This is a genomic window from Lentzea sp. NPDC005914, assembly GCF_040629405.1.
In the GTDB taxonomy this organism is placed as follows: Bacteria; Actinomycetota; Actinomycetes; order Mycobacteriales; family Pseudonocardiaceae; genus Lentzea.
The window spans coordinates 83,645-107,568 of sequence record NZ_JBEXVQ010000006.1 but is presented as its reverse complement, the minus strand read 5'-3'; the positions used below and the strand labels follow the sequence as shown (position 1 = coordinate 107,568).

The following is a 23,924-nucleotide window of genomic DNA, read 5'->3' as shown; positions in this document are numbered from 1 at the left end:
AAGTGCCACAGGGACAGCCCACCGAGGTGCCGAAGGACGGCCTGACGACGCGGCAGCGTCGCAACCGGCCGCTGCTCATGCTGCACACCGGTGAGATGAAGGGGAAGTCGACGTCGGCGTTCGGCATGGCGTTGCGCGGCTGGAACCAGGGCTGGGACATCGGCGTGTTCCAGTTCGTGAAGTCCGCCAAGTGGAAGGTCGGCGAGGAGTCCGCGTTCAAGGCGCTCGGCAGGCTGCACGACGAGACCGGCGAGGGCGGCGCCGTCGAGTGGCACAAGATGGGCGAGGGCTGGTCCTGGACCCGCAAGCAGGGCACCGAGGACGACCACGCCGCGGCCGCGAAGGAAGGCTGGGAGGAGATCGCCCGCCGCCTTCGTTCGGAACGGCACGGCTTCTACGTCCTCGACGAGTTCACCTACCCGCTGCACTGGGGCTGGATCGACGTGGACGAGGTGGTGGACGCGCTGGCCAACCGTCCCGGCCACCAGCACGTCGTGATCACCGGTCGGTACGCGCCCGAGAAGTTGATCGCCGCCGCCGACCTCGTGGTGGAGATGACCAAGGTCAAGCACCCGATGGACGCCGGGCAGAAGGGCCAGCGGGGGATCGAGTGGTGAACAGGCTGGTCGTCGCGGCCCCGGCCTCGGGCAGCGGCAAGACCACGGTCGCGACGGGCCTCATGGCCGCGCTGCGCCGCGCCGGGTCGCGGGTCGCGCCGTTCAAGGTCGGCCCCGACTACATCGACCCCGGCTACCACTCGCTGGCCACCAACCGGCCGGGCCGCAACCTCGACCCGGTCCTCGTCGGAGAACAGCGGATCCCGGGTCTGTTCGCGCACGGGTCCAAGGGCTGCGACATCGCGGTCGTCGAAGGCGTCATGGGCCTGTTCGACGGTCGCGTCGACACCGCGGGCGTCGGCTCGACCGCGCACGTCGCCAAGCTGATCAACGCCCCGGTGCTGTTCGTGGTGGACGCGCGAGGCCAAAGCCGGTCACTGGCGGCGCTGCTGCACGGCTTCCGCGGCTACGACCCGACGGTCCGGCTCGGCGGCGTGATCCTCAACCAGGTCGGTTCGGAACGCCACGAGCAGGTCCTCAGATCCGCGTGCGACGAGGTCGGTCTGGACGTGCTCGGCGTGTTGCCGAGAGATCCCCAGTTCTCTTTGCCCTCAAGGCATCTGGGCCTCGTCACGGCTGCGGAGCACGGCTCGGAGGCGGTGCGGGCCGTGGACGCGATCGCCGCCGCGGTCGCCCAGCACGTCGACCTCGACGCGGTGCGGAGACTCGCGTCGTCGGTGCCCGCGATGGCCGTCGCGGCGTGGGAACCGAAGGTCGAACCGGTCGCGGACGAGCCGCTGGTCGCGGTCGCGGGCGGAGCGGCTTTCACGTTCGGCTACGCGGAACACGTCGAGGTGCTCAGAGCGGCGGGCGCGGCGGTGGCCGTCGTCGATCCGCTCAACGACGAAGATCTTCCGGAGGGCACCGCGGGCCTCGTGCTGCCCGGCGGTTTCCCGGAGCAGCACGCGGAAGCTTTGTCAGCCAACGCAAAGTTGCGCGGGGCCGTCGCGCGGTTCGCTCGATCGGGTGCGCCTGTGCACGCCGAGTGCGGAGGCCTGCTGTACCTCGCGAGATCGCTCGACGGGCACCCGATGTGCGGCGTGCTCGACGCCGAGGGGGTCATGACCTCGAAGCTGACCTTGGGCTACCGGGACGCCGTCGCGGCGGCGAGCTCACCGCTGCACCCGCCCGGCAGCCGCGTGACCGGCCACGAGTTCCACCGGACGCAGCTGTCCACACCGCACTCGACCCCGCCCGCGTGGCACTGGCGCGGCGTCGACTCCCGGCCCGTCGCAGAGGGTTTCGTGGCCGGGGGAGTGCACGCGTCGTACCTCCACACGCACCCCGCCGGTGATCCGGAAGCCGTAGCCCGGTTCGTGCGGGCCTGCCACCCGTTCGTGGCCGGAGTGGCAGACGGTACGGTCTTCGCTCAAGCCAAAGTCCGAACCCCTGTGGAGCTGTCGTGACGACGACCGGTCGGGTTTCCTTCGTCGGTGCCGGTCCGGGTGCCGCCGACCTCATCACTCTCCGAGGCGCGCGCCGCATCGCGGAAGCCGACGTCGTCATCTGGGCTCCCGCGGCGGTGGACGCCGAGTGCGTCCGCGAGCACGCCCGCGCCGACGCCGAGCTCGTCGACTTCTCGCGCGTCACGCCCGAGGAGATCACGGACCTCTACCGCCGTGCGGCCGCGTCACGCCAGACGGTCGTCCGTCTGCACGCGGGCGACGCCGCGACCGGTGGTGGTGTGCAGGAGCAGCACGACCTGTGCGTGCGTCTCGGCCTCGACGTCGAGGTCGTGCCGGGCGTGTCCGTGGTCGCCGCCGCGGCCGCCAAGATCGGCCGCGAGATCACGCTGACCGAGGCGTCGTCGACCGTGCTGATCTCGCCGGAGAGCAGCGAGCTGGTCGTCGAGTTCGCTGCGTTGCAGACCACGATGGCCGCCACGGTCTCGGGCGCGCGCACCGGTCAGTTCGTCGAGAAGCTGCTGGAGGGCGGCTACTCCGAGCAGACCCCGGTCGTCGTCGCGTACAAGGTGAGCCAGGCCGACGAGCTGGTCGTGCACACCACGGTCGGCGACCTCGAGTCGGTCGTGAAGAAGCACAAGCTGTACCGGCCGACGCTGTTCCTCGTCGGTGCCGCGGTGAAGGCGCCGACGCGCCGTGTCTCCACGTCTGCGACGACGTCGGTGGACGAGCCGATTCGCGCCGCCCGCCCGACGCGGTGGTCGCGCCGTGCCGCCACGCGCATCTCGACGCGCACCGACGAGCCTGTGCCCGGCGCCGCCGTGACCGAGCCGAATCCGGCGTGGACGGCGGTCGAGGAAATACAGCAGTCGGTGCGCAAGCCGGCCGAGGAGCCTGCTCCCAAGCCGAAGCTGACCGTCGTCGCGGCGGAGAAGCCGAAGCCGCCGACGGTCCGTGCCTCGACGGCGACCGCGAAGAAGAAGCCGGTTGCCCGTAAGCCCAAGCGGTCCGCCAACTGATGTCGCTCGAGAAGCTGCGAGAGGCAGCCGGTCGCCCCGTCGAGATCGTTGACGCGGCGGACGGGCTGCGTCCCGCGCTGAACGTGTGCCGCGCCCGCTCCGCCGTGATCGTCGAGCTGACCGACGGCATCGGTCCCGCCGAGATCGCCGCTGGCCTCGCGGGCTGGCGCCGCACGCTGACGGTGTCGGACTCCGGCGAGCTGACCACTGTGGACCCGCGCGACGCGGTGACTCGTCGCTGGACGGCGCCCGACGCGGTGTTGTGCTTGGCGGACAACGAGCTTCTCCAGTCGAACGACGGCTGGGCGCTGCCGGACGACTCGTTCGCCAGCCGCACGCACGTCCTCGGAGCCGAGGTCCGCGCGTTCGTGCTGGCCCGGCTCGCCCCGCGTCCCGGCGTGCTGGTGTGGGACGTTCTGGCCGGTTCCGGCGCGGTGGCCGTGGAGTGCGCGCGGCTGGGTGCCGCGGTGCTCGCGGTCGAGCCGGATCCCGTGCAGTGCGTGCGCATCATCGCGAACGCCGCGGCGCACGGCGTCGATGTCCGTGTCGAAGAAGCCGAACTGGACACGGCGTCGTTGCCCCGTCCGGACGCGGTGTTCGTCGGCCGCGGCCGGCTGCCCGAGGTCAAGGCGTGCGCGGCCGTCAGCGCACGGCGCGTGGTCGTCGTGACCGAGAGCGTGGACGAGATCGTGCCCGCCCGTGACGCGTTGCAGGCCGCCGGATACGAGGTGGAGGGCGTGCACTGGACCGCCTCCCGCCTGCTCGACTCGGGTTTCGCTCCGGCGGTCCCGGTGACCGTGCTGTGGGGAAGCAAGAAGTGATCGGTGTGTTCGCCGGTCCGGCTCAGCGCGGTGACGCCGCTGACCTCGCCGGTCTGCTGGGCGCGGACGCGGTCGTGCCGGACGGTTCGGTCAAGCCCGCCGTGCGGCAGCTGTGGTCGCGGCTCGGGGCCGCGGTTCTGTTCCTGGACGCGGGTTCCGCGGTCCGGTTGATCGCGCCTTTGTTGCGGGACAGGCGATCCGACCCCGCCGTCGTGTGCGTGGACGCGCATTTCGTGGTGGCACTGGCCGGTGACGCCGACGTGTTCGCCCGCCACGTCGCCGACCTGCTCAACCGCACCGCCGTCGTGACCGGCGGACCGTCGGTCGACTCGGTGCTGGACGAGCTCGTCGAGCAGCTCGACGCGACCGCGGACGGCGACGTCGAGGCCTGCACCGCCGCCCTCGAGGCGGGCGAGAAGGTCGTGCTGCGCAACCCGCTGGGCTTCCCGTTGCCCGCGCTGCCGCCCAACGTGATCGCGGCGGGTGAGGACGCCAGCTGGATGATCGTCATCGACGACCGGGCTGCCGGGACCAAGGCCAACGTGCTGCGGATCATCCCGCGCACGCTCGTCGTCGGTGTGGGCTCGACGCGCGGTGCGTCGGCCACGAGCGTGGGCGCGGCGTTGTCTGAATTGGACGCGCAGGGCGGCCTGGATCTGCGTGCCATCAAGGCATTTGCGACCGCGGACGCCAAAGCGGACGAGCCCGGCATCGTGGATGCCGTGGAGGACTGGGGTTTCTGGCACGGCGACACGGCCGAGCTGCTGACGTTCCCGACCGAGGAGCTGGCCGGGATCGGGGTGCCGAACCCGAGCTCCGTGGTGCGCAACTCGATGGGCACGGCGAGCGTGGCGGAGGCGGCGGCGTTGCGGGGCGCGCAGACCCTCGGGCACGGCGCGCCGATCGAGATGGCGGCCGAGAAGTTCAAGCGGGACAACGTGACCGTGGCCGCGGCACGGGTGCTGCCGCGTGGCCGGCTGGCGTTGGTCGGCCTCGGTCCGGGTGCCGCCGAGGAACGCACGCCGCGTGCGGAGGCGGAGATCCGGCGGGCTTCGATCGTGGTCGGAACGCCCGAGGCGATCGACGCGGTCTCGCCCATTCTGCGGTCCGGCACGGAGGTCCGTCACGAGGGTGCGGGTGACTTGGCCGCGCACGGTGCGGCGGTCGCGTTCATCGCTTTCGGAACCGGACCAACGCTGGACAATCCGGTCGAAGCCGACGTAATTGTTGTTCCCGGAGTGTGGGAACGCTGATGTTTTTCCTTCTTTCGTAGGGTCTCTGTTCAAGTTTTCTTGATTAGCGTCGCCATGCACACGGCCCTCCCCTGCCTTGGGCCCGAAGCACTGGAGACCGACATGAGATCGCGTCGTCTCGTCGCTGTCGCCTGCACCGCCGGCGTCGTCCTGTCCCTGCTGACCGTCAACGCCCAGGCCGCGGCTCCCCAAGAAGGTCTGCGGCTGCTGACCGTCAAGGATTCGCTGACCGCCACGCACACCTGGTACGAGCAGACCTTCGACGGAAAACCCGTGCTGGGCGCCTACTACGTTGAGCACGTCGACAAGGCGACTGGCGTGAAGACCGTGGACGACGGCCGTCTCGCCGTTGGTTCGGTCGACGTCACGCCCGCCGTCACCGCGGAGGACGCGAAGACCAAGTCCGCCGGTGCGCCTCAAGGGGCAGAGCTGAAGGTGTTGCCGGGAGCGGGTCTCGTCTACGAGGTGACCTCGGGCGAGGGCAAGGAGCTCAAGCGCACGCTGGTGCACGCGGAGACCGGTGCCGTCGTGAAGACCGAGAGCCTGGTCAAGTTCGCCGAGGGCACCGGCAAGGTGTTCAGCCCGAACCCCGTGGTGTCGCAGCAGAACGAGAGCCTCAAGGACAACAACGACGCCGACTCGGCCGTTCCCGCCGCCGCCTACAAGTCGGTCACCTTGTCCGATCTGGACGGTTCCGGCTACCTCAAGGGCAAGTACGCGCAGCTGACCGGTGCGAAGAGCAAGCTGGCGTACAACAAGAACAACAAGTTCGAGTACACGCGCCACAACCCCTTCTTCGAGCAGGTCAACGTCTACTGGGGCGTGACGGAGGCGCAGAAGTACATCCAGAGCCTCGGCTTCACCAACATCAACAACGAGGCTCAGAAGATCACCACCCTCGGCGAGACCGCCGACAACTCGTACTACACCCCGAGCAAGGACCTGATCACGTTCGGCACCGGCGGCGTGGACGACGCCGAGGACCTCGAGGTGGTGTGGCACGAGCTCGGCCACGCGATCCAGGACGCCCAGGTCCCGGGCTTCGGCTCGTCCGACGAGGGCGGCGCGATCGGTGAGGGCTTCGGTGACTGGTGGGCGATGATCATGGCCTCGCGCGACTCGAAGGACACGGCGACCACCCCGTACGCGTGCGTCATGGACTGGGACTCGACGTCATACACGACCACGACGCCGCACTGCATTCGTCGTACGGACACCAACAAGACGATCGCGGACAAGACCGGCGAAGTGCACGACGACGGCGAGATCTGGTCGCGTGCGCTGTTCGACATCTACAAGAAGTTCGGCCGGGAGAAGTCGGCGAAGATCGTGCTGGAGGCGCAGTTCTCCTACTCGCCGTCGACCAGCTTCACGGCGGCTGCGAACGCCACGGTGGCGACGGCCCAGAAGCTCTACGGTGACGCGGACGCCGCTGCGGTCACGTCGGCGTTCAAAGCGCGCGGAATCATCAAGTAGTCAACTGTGAAGTCGGACATGTACGACTAATGGCGGTTATGCCGCCGAATCTCCGCCCGTGACGCTGTGTGTGCCGCCGCTCGACACCGTGCACACACAGCGTCATCGGGAAGGACTGGCAACATGGCGAAAACCCTGCGTCGCCTGATTGTGTCCGTCGTGGTCACCGCTCTCGCGAGCATCTTCTTCACCGCACCGGCAGCGAACGCCGGCGATGTGTCGCCAATGATCGTCGGCGGTACGCGCGCAAGCACCTCGACGTACCCGTGGGTCGTCTTCCTCGCCTCCTCCTCTGGCGGCCAGTTCTGCGGTGGCACGCTGGTGAAGGCCAACAAGGTCGTCACCGCCGGGCACTGCGTGAAGGGCCGCACGCCCGCCAGCACGCGCGTCGTCCACGGCCGTGACGACAAGCAGAGCACCGCGGGCACCACCGCGAACGTCACCAAGATCTGGGTTCACCCGAGCTACACCACCGCGACCGCTGGCTACGACGTCGCCGTGCTGACGCTGGACCGCAACATCAACTCGGCCACCCTGCCGCTCGCCACCCCGGCCGACACCGCCCTGTACGCGGCGGGCAACTCCGCGCTGATCCTCGGCTGGGGCACCACGTCCTCCGGCGGCTCGGCCTCCCGGTACCTGCTGAAGGCCAACGTGCCGCTGACCTCGGACGCGACCTGCAAGACCGCGTACCCGCAGTACAGCAACACCTCGATGGTGTGCGCCGGCTTCCCGCAGGGTGGCGTGGACACCTGTCAGGGCGACTCCGGTGGCCCGCTGGTGTTCGGTGGCAAGCTCATCGGTGACACCTCGTGGGGTCGCGGATGTGCGGGTGCGGGCTACCCCGGCGTGTACGGCCGGATCGCGCCCTATTACTCGGCCATCACCGCCCAGCTCTAGTTCCGGTACGACTGCGCACCGAGTCCACAATGGACTCGGTGCGCAGTCGTATGCTGCCTTCATGGCTGATCTGGAAGCTGTGCCGGAGGACTGGTCGAGCGCGCTGGTCGTCGTCGCTCACCCCGATGACATGGAGTACGGCGGTGCGGGCGCCATCGCGCGTTGGACCGCCCAGGGCAAGAACATCGCGTACTTGCTCGCGAGCCGTGGCGAGGCGGGCATCGACACGATGGAGCCGTCGATCTGCGGGCCGGTGCGGGTCGAGGAGCAGATCGCGTCCTGCGCGGCGGTGGGTGTCTCGGTCGTCGAGTTCCTGGACCACCCGGACGGAGTCATCGAGTACGGCGTGCCGTTGCGGCGCGACATCGCGGCGGCGATCCGGCGGCACAGGCCCGAGTTCGTGATCGTCAGCAACTTCCGCGACACCTGGCCCAGTGGCGGGTGGAACCAGGCGGACCACATCGCGGTCGGCCGTGCAGCCGTGGACGCCGTGCGCGATGCCGGCAACCGGTGGGTGTTCCAGGACCTGGGCCTTGAGCCGTGGAATGGCGTCAAGTACGTGGCGGCGGCGTCCTCACCGTTGGCAACGCACGCCGTGGACATCACCGACTCGTTCGACGCTTCGGTGGCATCCCTACGCGAGCACAAGGCGTATCTGGCTGCGCTGGGTGGGGACATGGCCGAGCCGGAGCCGTTCCTGCGCCGTTCGGCGGAGGCCGTGGGGCAGCGGTTCGGCGGCGTTCTCGCTACCTCTTTCGAGCTGCTGAGCCTGTGACCATGTTCCCTTCGGCTGGACACGGCGTGTCCGGTGTGGATGCTTCTACTCATGCCGTTTGAACAGCACTACCTGGCCGGGCTCGATCTCCGGGGCCGGCGCGTCCTCGTGGTCGGCGGAGGCACGGTCGCCCAGCGCCGCCTGCCTCGCCTGATCGCGTCCGGCGCCGCCGTCGAACTCGTGTCGCCGTCCGTCACGCCCGCCGTCCAGGGCATGGTCGACGCGGGGGAGCTGACGTGGCACCAGCGCCGCTTCCAGCCTGGTGACGTCGAAGGCGCGTGGTACGTGGTGGCCTGCACGTCCAACGTCGAGGTCAACACGCAGATCGGCGATGAGGCTTCGTCGTCGCGTGTGTTCTGCGTGCGCGCGGACATCGCCGTCGAGGGCACGGCCGTCACTCCGGCCGTAGGCACGCACGATGGCCTCGTACTCGGTGTGCTGGCGGGCGGCGAGCACCGTCGCTCGGCTTCCGTTCGCGACGGACTGGTAGCGGCCTTGCGCGACGGTCGAATCGCGGATCAGACTTCCAAGCCGTCCGGCGTCGCCCTGGTGGGTGGCGGCCCCGGCGATCCCGAGCTGATCACCGTGAAGGGCAAGCGTTTGCTGGCCCACGCGGACGTGGTCGTCGCTGATCGGCTGGCTCCGCGGGAGCTGCTGGAGGAACTGCCGGCGCACGTAGAGGTCGTAGACGCCGCGAAGATTCCCTACGGCCGTGCCGCCACGCAGGAGTTCATCAACCAGACGCTGATCGACCGCGCCAAGGAGGGCAAGTTCGTCGTCCGGCTGAAGGGCGGCGATCCGTACGTCTTCGGGCGCGGCTTCGAGGAACTGCTGGCATGCGCCGAGGCCGGCATCTCCGTGACCGTGGTGCCAGGCGTGACGTCAGCGTTCGGTGTGCCCGCATTGGCCGGTGTGCCAGTGACGCACCGAGGCGTGGCGCACGAGGTAGTGGTGGTGTCCGGTCACGTGGCCCCGGACGACCCGCGCTCTCTCGTGGACTGGCCCGCGATCGCACGCCTGCAGGGCACCGTCGTGCTGATGATGGCCGTAGAACGCGCCGGTGCCTTCGCTTCCGCTCTCATGGAGGGCCGTCCCGCTTCCACCCCGGTGGCCGTGATCCAGGAAGGCGCCACAGCTTCCCAGCGCGTCTACCGGTCCACTTTGGACTCCCTGGGCGCCGACGTGAAGCGCTGGGAGGTCCGCCCGCCGGCGATCATCGTCGTGGGCCCGGTAGCGAACATTGCTTCCGCAAATAGTTAGATAAGTTTCTTTACAAAAACCGCCCGGCCGGTGGACTCTGCATTCACGCCGCCCCAGTCCACCGGTTCTTGCGGAGGCATGCATGAAACGCGCCCTGTCAGTGGCGGCAGGTATCTTGCTCATGATGTCCGGTTTGTTCGCTTCGTCACCCGCGAGCGCCGCCCCCCAACAGGTCTTCTGGACCTTCTACGGCTGGTACGACAACACGCCGCCCGGTGGCGACATCGCCTACCCGAAGATCCACGAGACGGCCGGCGGCAAGGGAACCTGGACCGACCCGATCACGTTCGCCACGTCCAGCAAGGAAGCCAAGCCGGGCACGAAGATCTATTTCCCGCGCGTGAAGAAGTACTTCATCATGGAGGACTCCTGCTCCTCCTGTGAGCAGGACTGGAACGGCAACGGCCCCAACGGCGGCCCGAAGCTGTGGCACTTCGACGCCTGGGTGGGCGGCAAGGGCGGCAACGCCATGAACGCCATCGACTGCGAAGACGCCCTGACCAACTACCACGACGACGGCAAGCCCGTGATGGAAGAAACCATCCTGAACCCGCCGTCCAACCTCACCGTCGACTCCACGCCGATCTTCAACACCCAGACCGGCGAGTGCTACGGCGGCGCCAAGCCCAAGACCACCAACGGCGAGTACAAGAACGTGTCGACCGGCAAGTGCCTGCAGGGTGGTTCGTCCGGGTCGCAGTTGACGACGGCTACTTGTACCGGTGCTGCCAACCAGCAGTTCAAGTTCCACGGTGCGTTCATGGAGCAGGGTTCGCCGCAGCAGTGCACCACGTTGTCCTCGGGCAAGGTGCTGCTGAAGAAGTGTGACGGCGGCCCGGCTCAGCAGTGGTCCATCAACCCGAACAAGACGATCTCGGACATGCAGTACAACACCAAGTGCTACCGGGACGCTTCGGGCAAGGTCACTGCGGCGTCGTGCTCCGGTGACGTGGCCAAGTGGGACTTCAAGGCAGCTGCCAAGAAGTGAGCACGTAGCGGCTTCAGGCTGACCAGGCCGACCGTGGTGCGGAGCGTGATCGCGACGTACCACGGGGCCAGCAGTCCGAACCTGTCCGCGATGAACCCGCCCAGCAGCGCGCCGACAGGCTGAACACCCCAGGTGATCAGGGTCTGCGCGCTGCTGACGCGGCCCAGCAGTTCCGTGGGTACGGCTCGTTGCCTCAGTGCCGCCGTGGCCACGCCCCAGACCGCGGTGCAGAACGAGCTCACCACCGCAAACGCCGCCACCGTCTTCAGGTCGTGCGCCACGGTGGCAATCCCCAGCCACGCCAACGGAATCAGCACCACCGTGGTCGGGACCGCGTGGCGCCACCTGGCAAGGATCCTCTCGGCAAGCAGCCCGCCCGCGACCCCGCCACACGCCAGCGTCGCGAGGAACGCACCGAACCCCGCGTTCGTCAGGCCTAGTCGGTGATTCGCGAACAACACCAGCGTCGCCATGGTCATCGCGATGCACAGGTTCGTTGTCGCGGACACGACCGTGACCACCCGCAACGCCTTGTGCCTCGCCAGCCACCGCAGCCCTTCCACAACTCGCTGCTTGGCTTTTCTTGGCTGCCGTTCCGTGCGCATCGTGGTGACCAGCACTGCCGCAATCGCGAACGTCAGTGCGTTGACCCAAAACGGGGCCGGTACCGCTATGGCGAACAGTAGGCCGCCCAGTGGTGGGCCCGCGAACTGCAGGGCTACCGCTTGTGAGGCGAAGAGTCTGCCGTTTGCCCTTTCCAGCAGGTGGTTCTCCACGGTCGCCTTGATCAGCGGCTGCCCTACGGCCCTTGGCACGGTCTCCGCGGTGCCGATCAGGAATGCCATGCCGTACAGGAATGCGATGTGCGTGCTGTGGAAGGTGGCCAGGACGGTCATGAGTGCGCACTGGATCCACAGGGCTGTGAGGAGAAGGCGTCGGCTGTCGTAGCGATCGGTGGCTGCGCCGGCGGGCAGTGCTGTGAGCAGCCAGGGGAGGGCGCCGAAGAAGCTGACTCCTGCGATCAGTTTTGGGTCTTGGGTTTGTGTTGCGGCTAGTAGGGGGAGTGCGGCGAGGAAGATGCCGTCGCCTAGTGCTGAGATTGCGCTGCTGGTCCACAGCAGGTACCAGTTCCGCCCCATGCCGCAGCTTATGTGTTCGGGCGCGCCGGTTCCGTTGGTCGTCCCCCGGTTGCGTTGGCGGGTGCCGGTTTGTTGTTCGTAGGTGGGCGTGTTCCGTAGTGATCCGGCGGCTGCTTCCTGGGAGGCCCCGCCCCCAGGCCCCCGCCAATCTGATCAAAGACCCACCAGCGCCGCACGCGGGTTGATGGCACGCCTGTTGCTTGGGGCGGCTGCCTGTTGCGTTGTTGGTTGCGGTGACGGGACCCACCCCACCGGATTTGTATGCCTTAAGAACTGCTCGGCTTCGCCATCGCTTGGGGGCTCGGCTTCGCCATCGCCGTTACTTGCTCCGCAGATGACGAACGCCCGGCCAGGAGTCCCGGCCGGGCGTTGCTCAACGCGTGAGTCAGCTGTTGACGACGTTCACGAGGTGGTCGACGGCCTCCGCGACTGCAACCTCTACGCGGTCACCGGACTTGCGGTCCTTGACCTCGACGACACCGTTGGCCAGCCCGCGCCCGATCACCAGGATCGTGGGAATACCGACGAGCTCGGCGTCCGCGAACTTCACGCCCGGGCTCGCCTTGCGGTCGTCCAGCAGGACCTTGAGGCCCTTGGCACTGAGCTGCGCCGCGAAGTCCTCGCCCGCCGCGGTGAGCGTTTCGTCCTTGCCCGCGATGACGATGTGCACGTCGGCGGGCGCGACGTTCCTAGGCCAGATCAGGCCGCGCTCGTCGTGCGACTGCTCGGCGATCGCCGCCACGAGACGCGAGACGCCGATGCCGTACGAACCCATCGTGATGCGGACCGGCTTGGAGTCCGGGCCGAGCGCGTCCAGCGAGAACGCGTTGGCGTACTTGCGGCCCAGCTGGAAGATGTGGCCGATCTCGATGCCGCGCGCGGCGACGAGCACGCCCTGGCCGTCGGGGGACGGGTCGCCCTCGCGGACCTCGGCTACGTCGATTACGCCGTCGGGCGTGAAGTCGCGGCCCGCCACGAGGTCGACCACGTGGTGGTCGGCTTTGTCAGCGCCGGTCACCCACGCGGTGCCGGTGACCACGCGGGGGTCGGCCAGGAAGCGGACGCCGTTCGCCTGCAGCGCGCCCGGTCCGATGTAACCCTTGACCAGGAACGTGTTCTTGGCGAAGTCGGCTTCTTCCAGCATCGCGACCTCGGCGGGCTCGAGGGCCGCCTCGAGGCGCTTGAAGTCCACCTCGCGGTCGCCGGGGACGGCCACGGCGAGCAGCTCCCAGTCCTTGCCGGGGTGCTTGAGCTTCACCAGGACGTTCTTCAGCGTGTCCGCCGCGGTGAACTTGCGGTCGGTGTTGGCGTTGAGGAAGTCGACCAGCGACTCGATGGTGGGCGTGTTCGGCGTGTGGTGCACGGCCGCGGCGGGCTTGTCGTCGATCGACTGGGCGGGCGGGGGCGGGGTGGTGACGGCCTCGACGTTCGCCGCGTAGCCGGATTCGGTGCTGCGGACGAAGGTGTCCTCACCGGTCTCGGCGACGGCCAGGAACTCCTCGGACGCCGAGCCGCCCATCGCGCCGGACGTCGCCGACACGACCACGTACTCCAGGCCGAGCCGGTCGAAGATGCGGATGTAGGCGTCGCGGTGGTCCTGGTAGGACTTGCTCAGGCCCTCGTCGGTCAGGTCGAACGAGTACGAGTCCTTCATCAGGAACTCGCGGCCGCGCAGGATGCCCGCACGGGGACGCGCCTCGTCGCGGTACTTGGTCTGGATCTGGTACAGCGTGACCGGGTAGTCCTTGTACGAGCTGTACTCGCCCTTCACGGTGAGCGTGAACAGCTCCTCGTGGGTGGGGCCGAGCAGGTAGTCGGCGCCCTTGCGGTCCTTGAGCCGGAAGATGTTGGGCCCGTACTCCTCCCACCGGTTGGTCGCCTCGTAGGGCTCCTTGGGCAGCAGGGCGGGGAACTGGATCTCCTGCGCGCCGAACGCGTCCATCTCCTCGCGGACGACGGCCTCGATGTTGCGCAGGACGCGCAGACCCAGCGGCAGCCAGGAGTACCCGCCCGGAGCGACGCGGCGGACGTAGCCGGCGCGCACCAGCAGCTTGTGGCTGGGCACTTCGGCGTCGGCCGGGTCCTCGCGAAGCGTGCGGAGGAACAGCGACGACATCCTGGTGATCACGGTGGGTACTCCTCGTTCGGGCTGTTGGAGCAGCCTACTGGTTGGGCTGCCGACGGATTTGAGCGGTACAGATCTGGCTGTCATGGGTCATGACCTGGGCAAACCAAAATTGTCAGACCCCATGAGTAGCGTCCCTCCCATGGCCATGAGCATCGACATGATCACCTTCGACACGGGCGACGCCCGCAAGCTCGCCGAGTTCTGGGCGGCCGCGCTGGACACGACGATCCAGAACGACTGGGGCGAGTTCATCGTCCTCGCGCCGCCCTCCGAGACCGGTCCGGCCGTGGCCTTCCAGCAGGTGCCGGACGCCACGCCGGGCAAGAACCGCGTGCACTTCGACACGCACGTGCCCGACCGCAAGGCCGAGGTCGCCAGGCTGACGGAGCTGGGCGCCACCGAGGTGGCCGTGCACAGCATCCCCGGCCTCGTCTGGTCGGTCCTCGCCGACCCGGACGGCAACCAGTTCTGCATCGGCCAGGCAGGCGAGTCGCTCTAGTGGTGTGGCCTGGCGGGACACCGCGAGGTGCCCTGCTGGGCGCGAAACAAGACCGGCGAGACACACCACTGGTCGTGCACCGGGCCGGGACAGCGGCTGATCACCGCCACCTCGGCCCACCACCAACCGCTCTGGAGCCGCCCTTGACCACTTGACCAGCACCCGGCTCGGCACAACGCGACAGCACCGGACCCAGCAGCCCACGCCAGGCGCACGCACAGGCCACCGCACCTCGGCAGACCAGGCGCGACCACGTCCGGACCGCGCACCCGAGCCGAACCCCGGCACGACCCGGCCACCGCCGCCGGCCCTGCACGGCTGCACCCAGGCCGCGGCCGAGCCGGCCCCACGCCGCACGGCGTGACCTTCTGAGCCTTCGTGACGTTGCGCATTCCCGCGAGCCCTCAGAACCAACGCCCCAGCGTCGCGCCGGCGCGTCCTCCCGAGCCCTCATGGCACAGCGCACCCCATGAGCCTTCGGGACTTCAGCGCCACTGGGTCGTCCAGCGTGTCCTCTCGAGCCCTCATGGCATAGCGCATCCCATGGGCCCTCGGGACCTCAGCGCCACCGGGTCGGCCAGCGTGTCCTCCCGAGCCCTCATGGCACAGCGCATCCCATGGGCCCTCGGGATCTCAGCGCCACCGGGCCGTCCAGCCTGTGCTCCCGGACCCTCACAGGTCAGCGCAGCCTTGAGCCTTCGGGTCGACAACGCCGACGGGGTCTCCGCGCTGGCGTTCAGCTCAGCAGCGCCGGCCGAACGCCGCGTTGACCCGAAGCGTTCTTCTCAGGCGTAGACAGCGGAGAACGGCGCGATCTCGTGAGGAGCCGGGACCTGGGCGAGTGACTCGCCCAGTACCACCTCCGTCTGGCCGAACGACTGGGCGAAGTCCTCTTCGGACAGATGTTCGCCGGTGTCGTCGGCAGCCTCGGCGGCGGCGCACAACGCCGTCACCGCAGGGAAGTCCGCTCTGGTGAGCGGGCGCCACACGAGTTCCACGAAACCGAAGCTACGGGGAGGTGATGGACCCAACAACCGAATAACGCGTTGCCACGAACCGGCGGCCGACGCCATCCTACGGGCGATGACGACACCAGAGATCACCCCGCTGCACGAGGACGTGACGTTCCACGGACCGCTGTCCGAAGAACGGGCCGCCCGCCTGATCCGCGGGTTGCAGCCGCTCGACGGAAGCCACGTGATCGACGTCGGGTGCGGGTGGGCGGAGTTCCTGCTCCGCACGCTCGAAGCCGCGCCCACCGCCACCGGCACGGGTGTCGACCGGGACGCCACGGCGATCGCTCATGCGCAAGCCAATGCGGAAGCCCGGGGCCTCGCGACGAGGGTCAGCCTGCACGTGACTGATGTCCAGCAGTGGCAACCCGAGAAGCCGGCCGACGTCGTGATCGTCAACGGCGCCACTCAGGTGTGGGGCGGAGACCCGTTGCGGCACACGGAGAACGCGCTCGTGGCGGCGAGGAAGCTGCTCAACCCGGGAGGGCGGCTGTTGCTGGGTGAGGGCTTCTGGGAGCGTGAGCCGACCGACGAGCAGCTCGGCGCGATGCCGGTCCCGCGTGACCAGTACCGCACGCTCGCCGGCCTGGTGGATTTCGCGCACGAGCACGGGTACCGGCTGATCGCGGCGGAACAGGCGAGCCTCGACGAGTGGGACGTGTTCGAGAACGGGCACGCGCTGGCGTGGGAACGCTGGCTGCGCGACAACCCGGACTCGGAGCACGCCGGCGACATCAGGGCGAAGGCTGACCGGCAGCGCGGGTGGCGCCTGCGCGGGTGGCGCGCCACCATGGGCCTCGCGTACCTGACGCTGCAGGCACCGTAGAGAACACGACCGGGCTCGAACCGGCGTCCCCCCGACTCGCTGCCGGGCGCTCTACCACTGAGCTACGTGTTCTCGCACAGACTCCTCAGTCGAGGGCGTCCTGTCCACCGATTACCTCGGTCTGCGCCAACGCGTGCGCGCGCCGCAACGCCATGGCCCACAACGGATCGGACACGGCGATGCCGTGCACGAGTTCCGGAGTCGGCCGGCCGGGTGCGATCGCGCGGCGCGTGCGGGGGACCGTCCAGCCGGACTTCTCGGGCTCCACGCGGTGCTCACGGCACGCTGCTTCCACCTCGGCGCGTGAGCATCCAACGGTGCCGTCGAGCACTTCCCATGGCAACGGCAGGCGTGACCACACCGAGATGTCCGGGTGCGGGCCACCGCCCGGGTTCCGGTGCCACTCGGCCAGGTCGGCGGGCATCACGCGCATGACCTTGCCAGGCCACGCGTCGTCGATCAGCGACGTCAGGCCGGCGGCGTGCAGGCAGGCGATCCAGCCGGTGCGGGCGGCGTTGTAGGTGTCGGCGAGGGTGTTCCAGGTCGACGAGTCGACGCCGTGCTGCACGGTCATGGTCGCCTTGTCGATCGACGACGACTGCCACAGCGCGGCCAGGGACGTCGCGACCGCCCTGGTCGCCGCGGACCACCGGCCGAGCAACGAGCCGAGTTGCTCGGGGCGCAGGCGCTGCAGGACGTCCGGGGTCGGGCAGGCCAGCGCGATCATCGGCCAGTCGGTGCCGCCGCGGGCGGTGCAGCGTGCGAAGAGCACGTGCGCCACCAGGTCGAACGGGTTCACGCGGGACCCCAGGACGAACTCGCGGCGCAGCTTGCGGAGTGCGGTGAAGTAGGCGATGAAGCAGGCCGCGTCCGGGTCGGCGAGGAACTGGTCGCGGTCGATCGCGCCGGCGAATCCGGCCGCCGCGAACAGCGTCGTGCCGCGTCTCTTCCGCGCGCGCTCCATTCGCGACGCCTTGGCGGAGAGGCGGCGCAGCATGCGGAACCGGCGGTTGTACTGGCGCTTCGGCAGGTCGATGCCCGCCGACGCGCGGGCCTCGCGGTTCAGCCGGTCGGTGAGGAAGTCGGTGCGCGCCGGGTCCCAGTTGATCTCGGAGCCGACCACTGCGGCGAACTCCAGGACCGAGATCGGATCGTCCACGTCGACTACACCTCCGTCCACACCGAACAGGAAGCGGGTAGCGGCGACCTGGCGTGCGGCACCCACCGGGCGGTCGAAGTCGTCACTCATCCAGGAGAAGCCATGCCAGCGCCAAGTGTGCGTCGTCGCATCGAGGACGATCTCGCGCTCGTGATCCGTCAGCGACGGAAGCGCGTCCAGCACGAGGGTGGCCACGTCCTCCGGGCGCGGCCGTGCGTCGAGCGAGTCGTACAGGCGGTCCAAGGCGTCCACGTCGTCCAGAGCACCACGCAGGTCCAGCGGTTTTCCGCCGTTGCCCTACGCTTGCGAACCGTGCTGGTGCTGCTTCCCCCGTCGGAGACCAAGGCGATCGGCGGCGAGGGTGCGCCGCTCGATCTCGACGCGTTGTCGTTCCCGGAGCTCAACCCCGTGCGGGACAAGCTCGTGTCCGCGCTGGAGGACCTGGCGAACGACGTTCCGGCGAGCCTGAAGGCGCTCGACATCTCCGAGCGTCAGCTGGACGAGATCGAGCGCAACGCGGCGCTGCGCACGTCGGAGACCACGCCCGCGCTGCTGCGCTACACCGGCGTCCTCTACGACAACCTGGCCTTCGGCACCCTCAAGAAGGCCGAGAAGGAACGTGCCTACCAGCGGCTGGCGGTCGCGTCGGCGCTGTTCGGGGCGATCCGCGGCGGCGACCCGGTGCCCGCGTACCGGTTGTCCGGCGGCAGCACGCTCCCGTCGCACGGCAGCCTGCGCACGGTGTGGAAGCCGGTGCTGGAGCCGGTCTTCAAGGACGCGGACGAGTTCGTCGTCGACCTGCGTTCGGGCGCGTACTCGAGCCTCGCGAGGATCCCGCACGCCGTCGTGGTCCGGGTGATCACGAGCGAGGGCAAGATCGTCAGCCACTTCAACAAGGCGCACAAGGGCCTGCTCGCCCGCGCCATCGTGACCACCAGCACCGAGCCGGGCGACCTGAAAGGCCTGGTCAAGGTCGCGCGGAAGGCCGGGCTCAAGATCGTGCCGACCGGCGAGAAGACCGCGGACCTGATCACGGATTAATTCGGTTGCGGGCCCGTGAGCGACCGGGCAAGCTTCACCGCAGCCGAAGTTCGGCGTGAGGAACGAGGAGGTGCGACATGTCAGAGCCTGTCTTCGGACGTGGCCGCAGGACCCGTCCCTCCGCCCTTCGCGCCTGATCAGCACCGTCTGATCGCAGAGCGCCAGTGGGGCGGTCACCTTCATCATCCAGGAGACCCCACCGTGCGCGAGCACGATCTTTACGAACGCTACGAGTCTGCTTTCGATGGCGCCGACGAAACCATGCGGCGCAAGGGAAAGCGCACCAACAAGAACGCCGCCGACGCGGAGCCCACGCGTCGCGGCCGCATGACCGAAGAAGAGAAACTTCGGGTCGCACGACTGCGCGAGGACCAGCTCAGCACGGCGGACACTCCTGAGGACGGCGACCGCTGGTCCACCTGGGGCGACGCCGACCAGGGCCCCAAGCCGCACCCCGGCTGGCTCATCACCGAGCTGGCCGCGGTGGACCGAGAGCTGGGCATCGTGAAGACCGGCAAGGAGGCGGACGTCTTCCTGCTGGAACGCGCGATGGGCGAGAAGGCGTGCCTGCTCGCCGCCAAGCGCTACCGCAGCAACGACCACCGGATGTTCCACCGCGACGCGGGATATCTGGAAGGCCGGCGGATGAAGAAGTCCCGCGAGCTGCGGGCCATCCAGAACCGCACCGCGTTCGGGCGCAACCTGATCGCGGAGCAGTGGGCGGTCGCGGAGTTCCGCGCGCTCGCCCAGCTGTGGCAGCTCGGCGCACCAGTGCCGTACCCGGTGCAGCGCAGCGGCACCGAGCTGTTGCTGGAGTTCATCGGTGACGACGAGGGCAACGCGGCGCCGCGGCTCGCGCAGACCCGTCCCGGCGAGGACGAGCTGCTCGACCTGTGGCGTCAGCTGGTCGGCACGTTGATGACGCTCGCAGAGGCGGGCCTCACCCACGGCGACCTGTCGTCGTACAACCTGATGGTCCACGAGGGCAAGCTGATCATGATCGACCTGCCGCAGGTGGTCGACCTCGTCGCGAACCCTCGCGGCGCGGAGTTCCTCGACCGCGACGTCCGCAACATCACCGGCTGGTTCGCCTCGCGCGGCCTCCCGCCGGAGATCGCCGACCCGTCCGCGCTGGTGGCGACGCTGCTGGACGTGGCCGGTATGGCGTGACCCACGTTGCGCGTCCGGCCGTGTCCAACGACACTGCCGGGCGCGCAAGGTGTGGTCATTGATCAGCTAGACTGTGCTGTACACCGATGAAGGCTTGACGGCCGTTGACCGGTGTTTCCACCCACTCATCAGCGGCGTGACCATCACGCCGGGCCCGTCCTTGTGATCGGCACCGCGGTAGCGCGCGGGGCAGCCTCGAGACGTGCCATGTCCCGGAGGTTTGTTTTGCCATCAATGTCCGAAGGTCGTTCCGAGCGCTCCAACAGCCGCAGGGCACCGCGGCGCCGCTCGGGTCGCCAGGGCAACTCCTCGCGTCCGCAGCAGCGGGTCGAGGAGCCGATCGTCGCCGAGGTCTTCGAGAGCACGCTGCCGGAAGGCCCGCTGCCCTCGTTCGCCGAGCTCGGCTTGGCTGACGCGCTGATCAAGTCGCTCGTCGCCAACGAAATCACCGAGCCGTTCCCGATCCAGGCGGCCACCCTTCCCGACTCCATGGCAGGCCGCGACATCCTCGGCCGCGGTCAGACCGGCTCCGGCAAGACGCTGGCGTTCGGTCTCGCGATGCTGACCCGTCTCGCGGGCGGCCGCACCCTGCCGAACAAGCCGCGCGGCTTGATCCTCGTCCCGACCCGCGAGCTCGCGATGCAGGTGGAGACGGCGCTCATGCCGCACGCCCGCTCGCTGGGCCTGTGGTGCCGCGTCATCGTCGGCGGCACGTCGTTCCCGCGTCAGATCGAGCACCTGCGCCGCGGCGTCGACCTGCTGATCGCCACGCCGGGCCGGCTGTCCGACCACGTCCGTCAGGGCACCTGCGACCTCGGCTCGGTCGAGATCACCGCGCTGGACGAGGCCGACCAGATGGCGGACATGGGCTTCATGCCCCAGGTCCGCGCGATCCTCGACCTCACCCCGCAGGACGGGCAGCGCCTGCTGTTCTCCGCGACGCTCGACGGCGACGTGGACAAGCTGGTCCGCCAGTACCTGCACAGCCCGGTGACGCACTCGGTGGCCCCGGCCACCGCGAGCGTCACGACGATGGACCACCACCTGCTGTTCGTGTCCGCTGAGGACAAGCAGAACGTGGTGACCGAGGTGGCCGCGCGCGAGGGCCGCACGATCATGTTCGTGCGCACCAAGCACCACGTCGACCGCCTCGCCAAGAAGCTCCGCTCCGTCGGTGTCCACGCGGGAGCCCTGCACGGCGGCAAGGCGCAGAGCGCCCGCACCCGCGTGCTCGGCGAGTTCCGCGAGGGCACCACGCCGGTCCTGATCGCGACCGACGTGGCCGCGCGCGGCATCCACGTGGACGACGTCTCGCTCGTCGTGCACGTCGACCCGCCGGCCGACCCGAAGGACTACCTGCACCGCGCCGGTCGTACGGCTCGCGCCGGCCAGTCCGGCACGGTCGTCACGCTGGTCACGCACGACCAGCGTCGCGCCGTCCAGGGCATGGCCGCTCGCGCGGGCATCCGTCCGGAGAGCACGAAGGTGCGCCCCGGCGACGACGACCTGATCCGCATCACGGGTGCTCGCATCCCGAGCGGTGAGCCGATCATCGAACGGGAGAAGCCGGCCCGTCGCAGTGGCGGTGGCGGTCGCCGGTTCGGTGCCCCGGCCGCCGGTGGTCGTGGCGAGTACCGCGGCGGCTCCGGTCGTCGTTCGGAAGGCGGCGAGTTCCGCAGCGGCCCGCGTCGGCCGGACCGCTCCGAGGGCGGCCGTTCGTTCGGCCGGCCGGCGGGTGGCACCGGTCGTCCGCGCCGGGCAGCTCCGCAGCACTGATACAGCGCCCAAGCACGGTTGAAGGCCGCCTCTCCCGCGTCGGGGGAGGCGGCCTTCGCCGTCTGCGGCGGATCAGCCCGCCCGGCGGTCCATGAACGGCATCAGGTCCAGCGCGGGCTCGGCGAACCAGGCCGCTGCCCGTTCCTGCTTCTCCGACCGCACCGCACGGGGCAGTTGGTCGGCCACGACATCGCGAACCAGGCCGTGGCGGAAGCCGTACTCGATCTCGCCCGTCTCGCTGTTGCGGCCCTGACGGCGCAGGAAGTCCCGTTGTTCCAACAGTTCCAGCGCCTTGGACACGTCGCCGAGGTCATGCTGACCGGTCGCCGCCACCGCACCGGGGGAGACGAGGTCGCCCACGACGGCGGCGTCGCCCAGAACCGATTTCACCGGGAACGGCAACGAGTCCAGCTGAGCCGTGATCACGCTGCGCACCGGCGGCGGAACCGGCAGCGCGCCATCGTTGTGCACGCACGGCATCCGCGGGTCGGCCACCATCCTGGCGTACTCGGTGGCGAACAACGGGTTGCCGCCGACGCACGAGACCAGCGCCTGCCACAGTTCCGCGGACAGCTCGCGGGTTCCCAGCAGCGAGTTCAACAGGCTGCGGGTTCCGTTGTGCGACAACGGTTCCAGGCTGATGGTGGTGGCGTTGCGCTTGCCGCCGAACCAGGACGGACGGCGCTGCAGCAACTCAGGCCGCGCGGTCGCGATCACGAGCAACGGCACCGAGCCTGCGTGTTCGCTCAGCTCCTCAACGAAGTCGAGCACGACGTCGTTGGCCCAGTGCACGTCCTCCAGGAAGACGACCAGCGGACCGGAGTCGGCGATCTCCTCCAGGAAACGCCGCCAGGCCGGGAAGTCAGCGGAGACGTCAGGAGAGCCCGAGGCCAGGCCCGCCAGGCTCGAGTGCAGCCGATCCGCGAGGTCGCCGGCGCCGACCAGTGAGGTGAGCGCGTCGTGCAGGGCCTCGGGGGAGGAGAAGCCCTGCACGACGTCGGAGAGCGGGCCGTAGCCGTGGTCGTCGCCGAACGCCGTGGCGGTGCCGCGCAAAGCGGTGGCACACGAAGGAGTCAGCTCGTTCACCAGGCGGGTCTTGCCCACGCCCGCCTCGCCGAGCACCGTCACGAAGTGCGGCCGGCGACGGTCCCGGACCTCGTCCAGAAGTCCTTGCAGCACAAAGAGTTCACGTTCGCGTTCGACGAGCGGCACCGAAGCCTGAGTGCGGCGGGTCGCGCCACGTGGACAGACGCACGAGACCGCTTGCCAGCCACCGGTGGGGGCCGGGTCGGCGGCCCACGTCACGGAAGGGCCGGCGTCACGGGTCGTGGTGCAGGCACGGACGGCGCCCAGCGGTGCGAGCGCCATGAGCTGGCGGCACTGGTCGAGCAGCACGCCCGAGGCTGAAGGAGTGCCGGAACCAGGCAGGCGGACCAGAGCGTCGCCCGTGGTCACGCCGACCTGCACGTCTGCGACGGAGCTCAACCGGTCGCGGATCGCCAACGCTGCACGCACGGCGCGGTCGGCGTCGTCCTCCGACGTGCGCGGCACACCGAACAGAGCCAGGAACACGGAGCCGACGTTGCCTCCGACGACGCCACCGAGACGCGAAACCTCAGCGCGCACAACAGCAGCGACTTCCTGGTGCACCTCATCGACGTCCTCGGGATCGCCGTCCCCGGCCGCGAGACCGAGCTGGGCGGACACCATCACGACGCTGACGAGCTTGCGCTCCACGATCGTCACGTCCGCCGCGGCGGGCTCCACCACAGGCGGCGTGATCACCACAGGAGCCGGGGCGGGAACGGGAAGAGCGGGAGAAGACTGACCGACGGCGAGCAGGTGCCTGCGTTGCACCGACGGCGGCAGGTCCAGTGCGGGGGCGTGGTCGAGAATGGCGCGCTCCAGCTCCTGGAGCTCGCGTCCCGGCTCGAGACCGAGTTCCTCCACCAACGCCGCCCTCGTGCGGCGGTAGACGCTCAGGGCGTCCACCTGCCGGCCACACCGGTACAGAGCGAGCATCAGCTGCCCGTTGAGTCGTTCGCGATACGGCTCGACCTCGATCAACGACTCCAGTTCGCCGATGATCTCGTAGTGCCTTCCGCAGGCGAGCTCCGATTCGAAGCAGTCCTCCTGCGTCGCCAGCCGCCAGTCCTTGATGGCGGTCAGCTCCGGCCAGTTGATGCCGGTCTCCGCAAGATCCGCGAGCACCGGGCCGCGCCACAAGCTCAGTGCCTTGCGGAGCACCTTCGCGGCTGCGGGCCAGTTGCCCGAGGACAGTTCACCTCGACCCTGTTCAGTGAGCTGCTGGAAGCGCGACAGGTCGAGGGAGTCGGGGTCCACGCGCAGCAGGTATCCCGGCGCGTGGGTCAGCAGCAGTGCGGATCCGTCTGGGCCCGATCCTTCCGGGCCGGATCCCTCAGGGCTGCCGTGTGGGGTGAGAACACCACGCAGTCCGGAGACCGCGTTCTGGAGCATCTTGCGCGCGGTGGGCGGGACGTCCCGCGGCCACAGCGCCTGGAGCAGCTTGCTCGTTGCCACGACGCGGTTGGCGTGCAGCAGGAGGAAACCCAGAGCCGCGCGCTGCTTGACGCCGCCCAGTGGCACGGGCATGTCGTCGTCGAGGACTTCCAGTGAGCCCAGCAGGTGGAATCGCATGGT

At 69.2% G+C, this 23,924-nt stretch carries 20 protein-coding genes and 1 tRNA gene; 15 read left to right on the top strand and 6 right to left on the bottom strand.

Features of this window, described 5'->3' with window-relative positions; all coding sequences use genetic code 11:
- The first annotated feature begins 2 nt into the window (after positions 1-2).
- The 10 genes from cobO (at position 3) to ABZ345_RS10315 (ending at position 10,512) form a co-directional block, all read left to right on the top strand.
- Positions 3-617 carry a cob(I)yrinic acid a,c-diamide adenosyltransferase gene (gene cobO / locus ABZ345_RS10360; RefSeq protein WP_359845142.1) on the top strand — a complete coding sequence of 205 codons (615 nt, stop codon included), beginning with the start codon at positions 3-5 and terminating at the stop codon, positions 615-617.
- Positions 611-2,023, top strand: coding sequence for a cobyrinate a,c-diamide synthase (locus tag ABZ345_RS10355; protein WP_359845139.1), 1,413 nt, complete (start codon positions 611-613; stop codon positions 2,021-2,023). Before cobO ends, ABZ345_RS10355 begins: the two co-directional genes overlap by 7 nt.
- Positions 2,020-3,039, top strand: a complete 1,020-nt coding sequence (locus tag ABZ345_RS10350) for an SAM-dependent methyltransferase (protein WP_359845136.1) — start codon at positions 2,020-2,022, stop codon at positions 3,037-3,039. The genes ABZ345_RS10355 and ABZ345_RS10350 overlap by 4 nt, the downstream gene beginning before the upstream one ends.
- Complete coding sequence (locus ABZ345_RS10345) at positions 3,039-3,860, top strand: hypothetical protein (RefSeq protein ID WP_359845133.1); 822 nt, start codon at positions 3,039-3,041, stop codon at positions 3,858-3,860. Before ABZ345_RS10350 ends, ABZ345_RS10345 begins: the two co-directional genes overlap by 1 nt.
- Complete coding sequence (locus ABZ345_RS10340; RefSeq protein WP_359845130.1) at positions 3,842-5,113, top strand: cobalamin biosynthesis protein; 1,272 nt, start codon at positions 3,842-3,844, stop codon at positions 5,111-5,113. The genes ABZ345_RS10345 and ABZ345_RS10340 overlap by 19 nt, the downstream gene beginning before the upstream one ends.
- Before the next feature lie 102 nt (positions 5,114-5,215).
- Positions 5,216-6,589, top strand: a complete 1,374-nt coding sequence (locus ABZ345_RS10335; protein ID WP_359845127.1) for a M36 family metallopeptidase — start codon at positions 5,216-5,218, stop codon at positions 6,587-6,589.
- Between the two features lie 123 nt (positions 6,590-6,712).
- On the top strand, positions 6,713-7,489 hold the full coding sequence (locus tag ABZ345_RS10330) for a serine protease (protein ID WP_359845124.1): 777 nt from the start codon (positions 6,713-6,715) through the stop codon (positions 7,487-7,489).
- 61 nt (positions 7,490-7,550) lie between these two features.
- On the top strand, positions 7,551-8,264 hold the full coding sequence (locus tag ABZ345_RS10325) for a PIG-L deacetylase family protein (protein WP_359845121.1): 714 nt from the start codon (positions 7,551-7,553) through the stop codon (positions 8,262-8,264).
- Between the two features lie 51 nt (positions 8,265-8,315).
- Entirely contained in the window at positions 8,316-9,524 is a 1,209-nt protein-coding gene (gene cobA, locus ABZ345_RS10320; protein ID WP_359845118.1) for a uroporphyrinogen-III C-methyltransferase, read from the top strand.
- A gap of 124 nt (positions 9,525-9,648) precedes the next feature.
- Entirely contained in the window at positions 9,649-10,512 is an 864-nt protein-coding gene (locus ABZ345_RS10315) for an RICIN domain-containing protein (RefSeq protein ID WP_359845116.1), read from the top strand.
- Here ABZ345_RS10315 and ABZ345_RS10310 read toward each other — a convergent pair.
- Both ABZ345_RS10310 and ABZ345_RS10305 read right to left on the bottom strand, forming a co-directional pair.
- Positions 10,425-11,651 carry an MFS transporter gene (locus ABZ345_RS10310; protein ID WP_359845113.1) on the bottom strand — a complete coding sequence of 409 codons (1,227 nt, stop codon included), beginning with the start codon at positions 11,649-11,651 and terminating at the stop codon, positions 10,425-10,427. The genes ABZ345_RS10315 and ABZ345_RS10310 overlap by 88 nt on opposite strands.
- Positions 11,652-12,036: 385 nt before the next feature.
- Positions 12,037-13,779: a proline--tRNA ligase gene (locus tag ABZ345_RS10305; protein ID WP_359845110.1), complete on the bottom strand. Its 1,743-nt coding sequence runs from the start codon at positions 13,777-13,779 to the stop codon at positions 12,037-12,039.
- Between the two features lie 139 nt (positions 13,780-13,918).
- Here ABZ345_RS10305 and ABZ345_RS10300 point away from each other — a divergent pair, with 139 nt between their 5' ends.
- The gene (locus ABZ345_RS10300) at positions 13,919-14,278 is read left to right on the top strand and encodes a VOC family protein (RefSeq protein WP_359845107.1); all 360 of its coding nucleotides are present in this window, start codon (positions 13,919-13,921) and stop codon (positions 14,276-14,278) included.
- A gap of 785 nt (positions 14,279-15,063) precedes the next feature.
- Here ABZ345_RS10300 and ABZ345_RS10295 read toward each other — a convergent pair.
- Positions 15,064-15,276, bottom strand: coding sequence for a hypothetical protein (locus ABZ345_RS10295; protein ID WP_359845104.1), 213 nt, complete (start codon positions 15,274-15,276; stop codon positions 15,064-15,066).
- Positions 15,277-15,361: 85 nt separating this feature from the next.
- On the opposite strand from ABZ345_RS10295, the gene ABZ345_RS10290 reads away from it, so the two are divergent.
- On the top strand, positions 15,362-16,117 hold the full coding sequence (locus ABZ345_RS10290) for a class I SAM-dependent methyltransferase (RefSeq protein ID WP_359845101.1): 756 nt from the start codon (positions 15,362-15,364) through the stop codon (positions 16,115-16,117).
- Here the strand turns inward: ABZ345_RS10290 and ABZ345_RS10285 are convergent.
- Both ABZ345_RS10285 and ABZ345_RS10280 read right to left on the bottom strand, forming a co-directional pair.
- A tRNA-Arg gene (locus tag ABZ345_RS10285) sits at positions 16,118-16,189 on the bottom strand.
- 13 nt (positions 16,190-16,202) lie between these two features.
- Positions 16,203-17,528, bottom strand: a complete 1,326-nt coding sequence (locus tag ABZ345_RS10280) for a hypothetical protein (RefSeq protein WP_359845098.1) — start codon at positions 17,526-17,528, stop codon at positions 16,203-16,205.
- A gap of 60 nt (positions 17,529-17,588) precedes the next feature.
- On the opposite strand from ABZ345_RS10280, the gene yaaA reads away from it, so the two are divergent.
- From yaaA to ABZ345_RS10265, 3 genes are all read left to right on the top strand, one after another.
- Positions 17,589-18,317: a peroxide stress protein YaaA gene (yaaA, locus tag ABZ345_RS10275; RefSeq protein WP_359845095.1), complete on the top strand. Its 729-nt coding sequence runs from the start codon at positions 17,589-17,591 to the stop codon at positions 18,315-18,317.
- 261 nt (positions 18,318-18,578) lie between these two features.
- Positions 18,579-19,487 carry an RIO1 family regulatory kinase/ATPase gene (locus tag ABZ345_RS10270; RefSeq protein ID WP_359845745.1) on the top strand — a complete coding sequence of 303 codons (909 nt, stop codon included), beginning with the start codon at positions 18,579-18,581 and terminating at the stop codon, positions 19,485-19,487.
- Positions 19,488-19,721: 234 nt separating this feature from the next.
- Complete coding sequence (locus tag ABZ345_RS10265) at positions 19,722-21,263, top strand: DEAD/DEAH box helicase (protein WP_359845092.1); 1,542 nt, start codon at positions 19,722-19,724, stop codon at positions 21,261-21,263.
- A gap of 72 nt (positions 21,264-21,335) precedes the next feature.
- Here the strand turns inward: ABZ345_RS10265 and ABZ345_RS10260 are convergent, their stop codons facing one another.
- Positions 21,336-23,921 (bottom strand): BTAD domain-containing putative transcriptional regulator, encoded by a 2,586-nt coding sequence (locus tag ABZ345_RS10260; protein ID WP_359845090.1) that lies wholly within the window; start codon positions 23,919-23,921, stop codon positions 21,336-21,338.
- Positions 23,922-23,924: the final 3 nt, after the last annotated feature.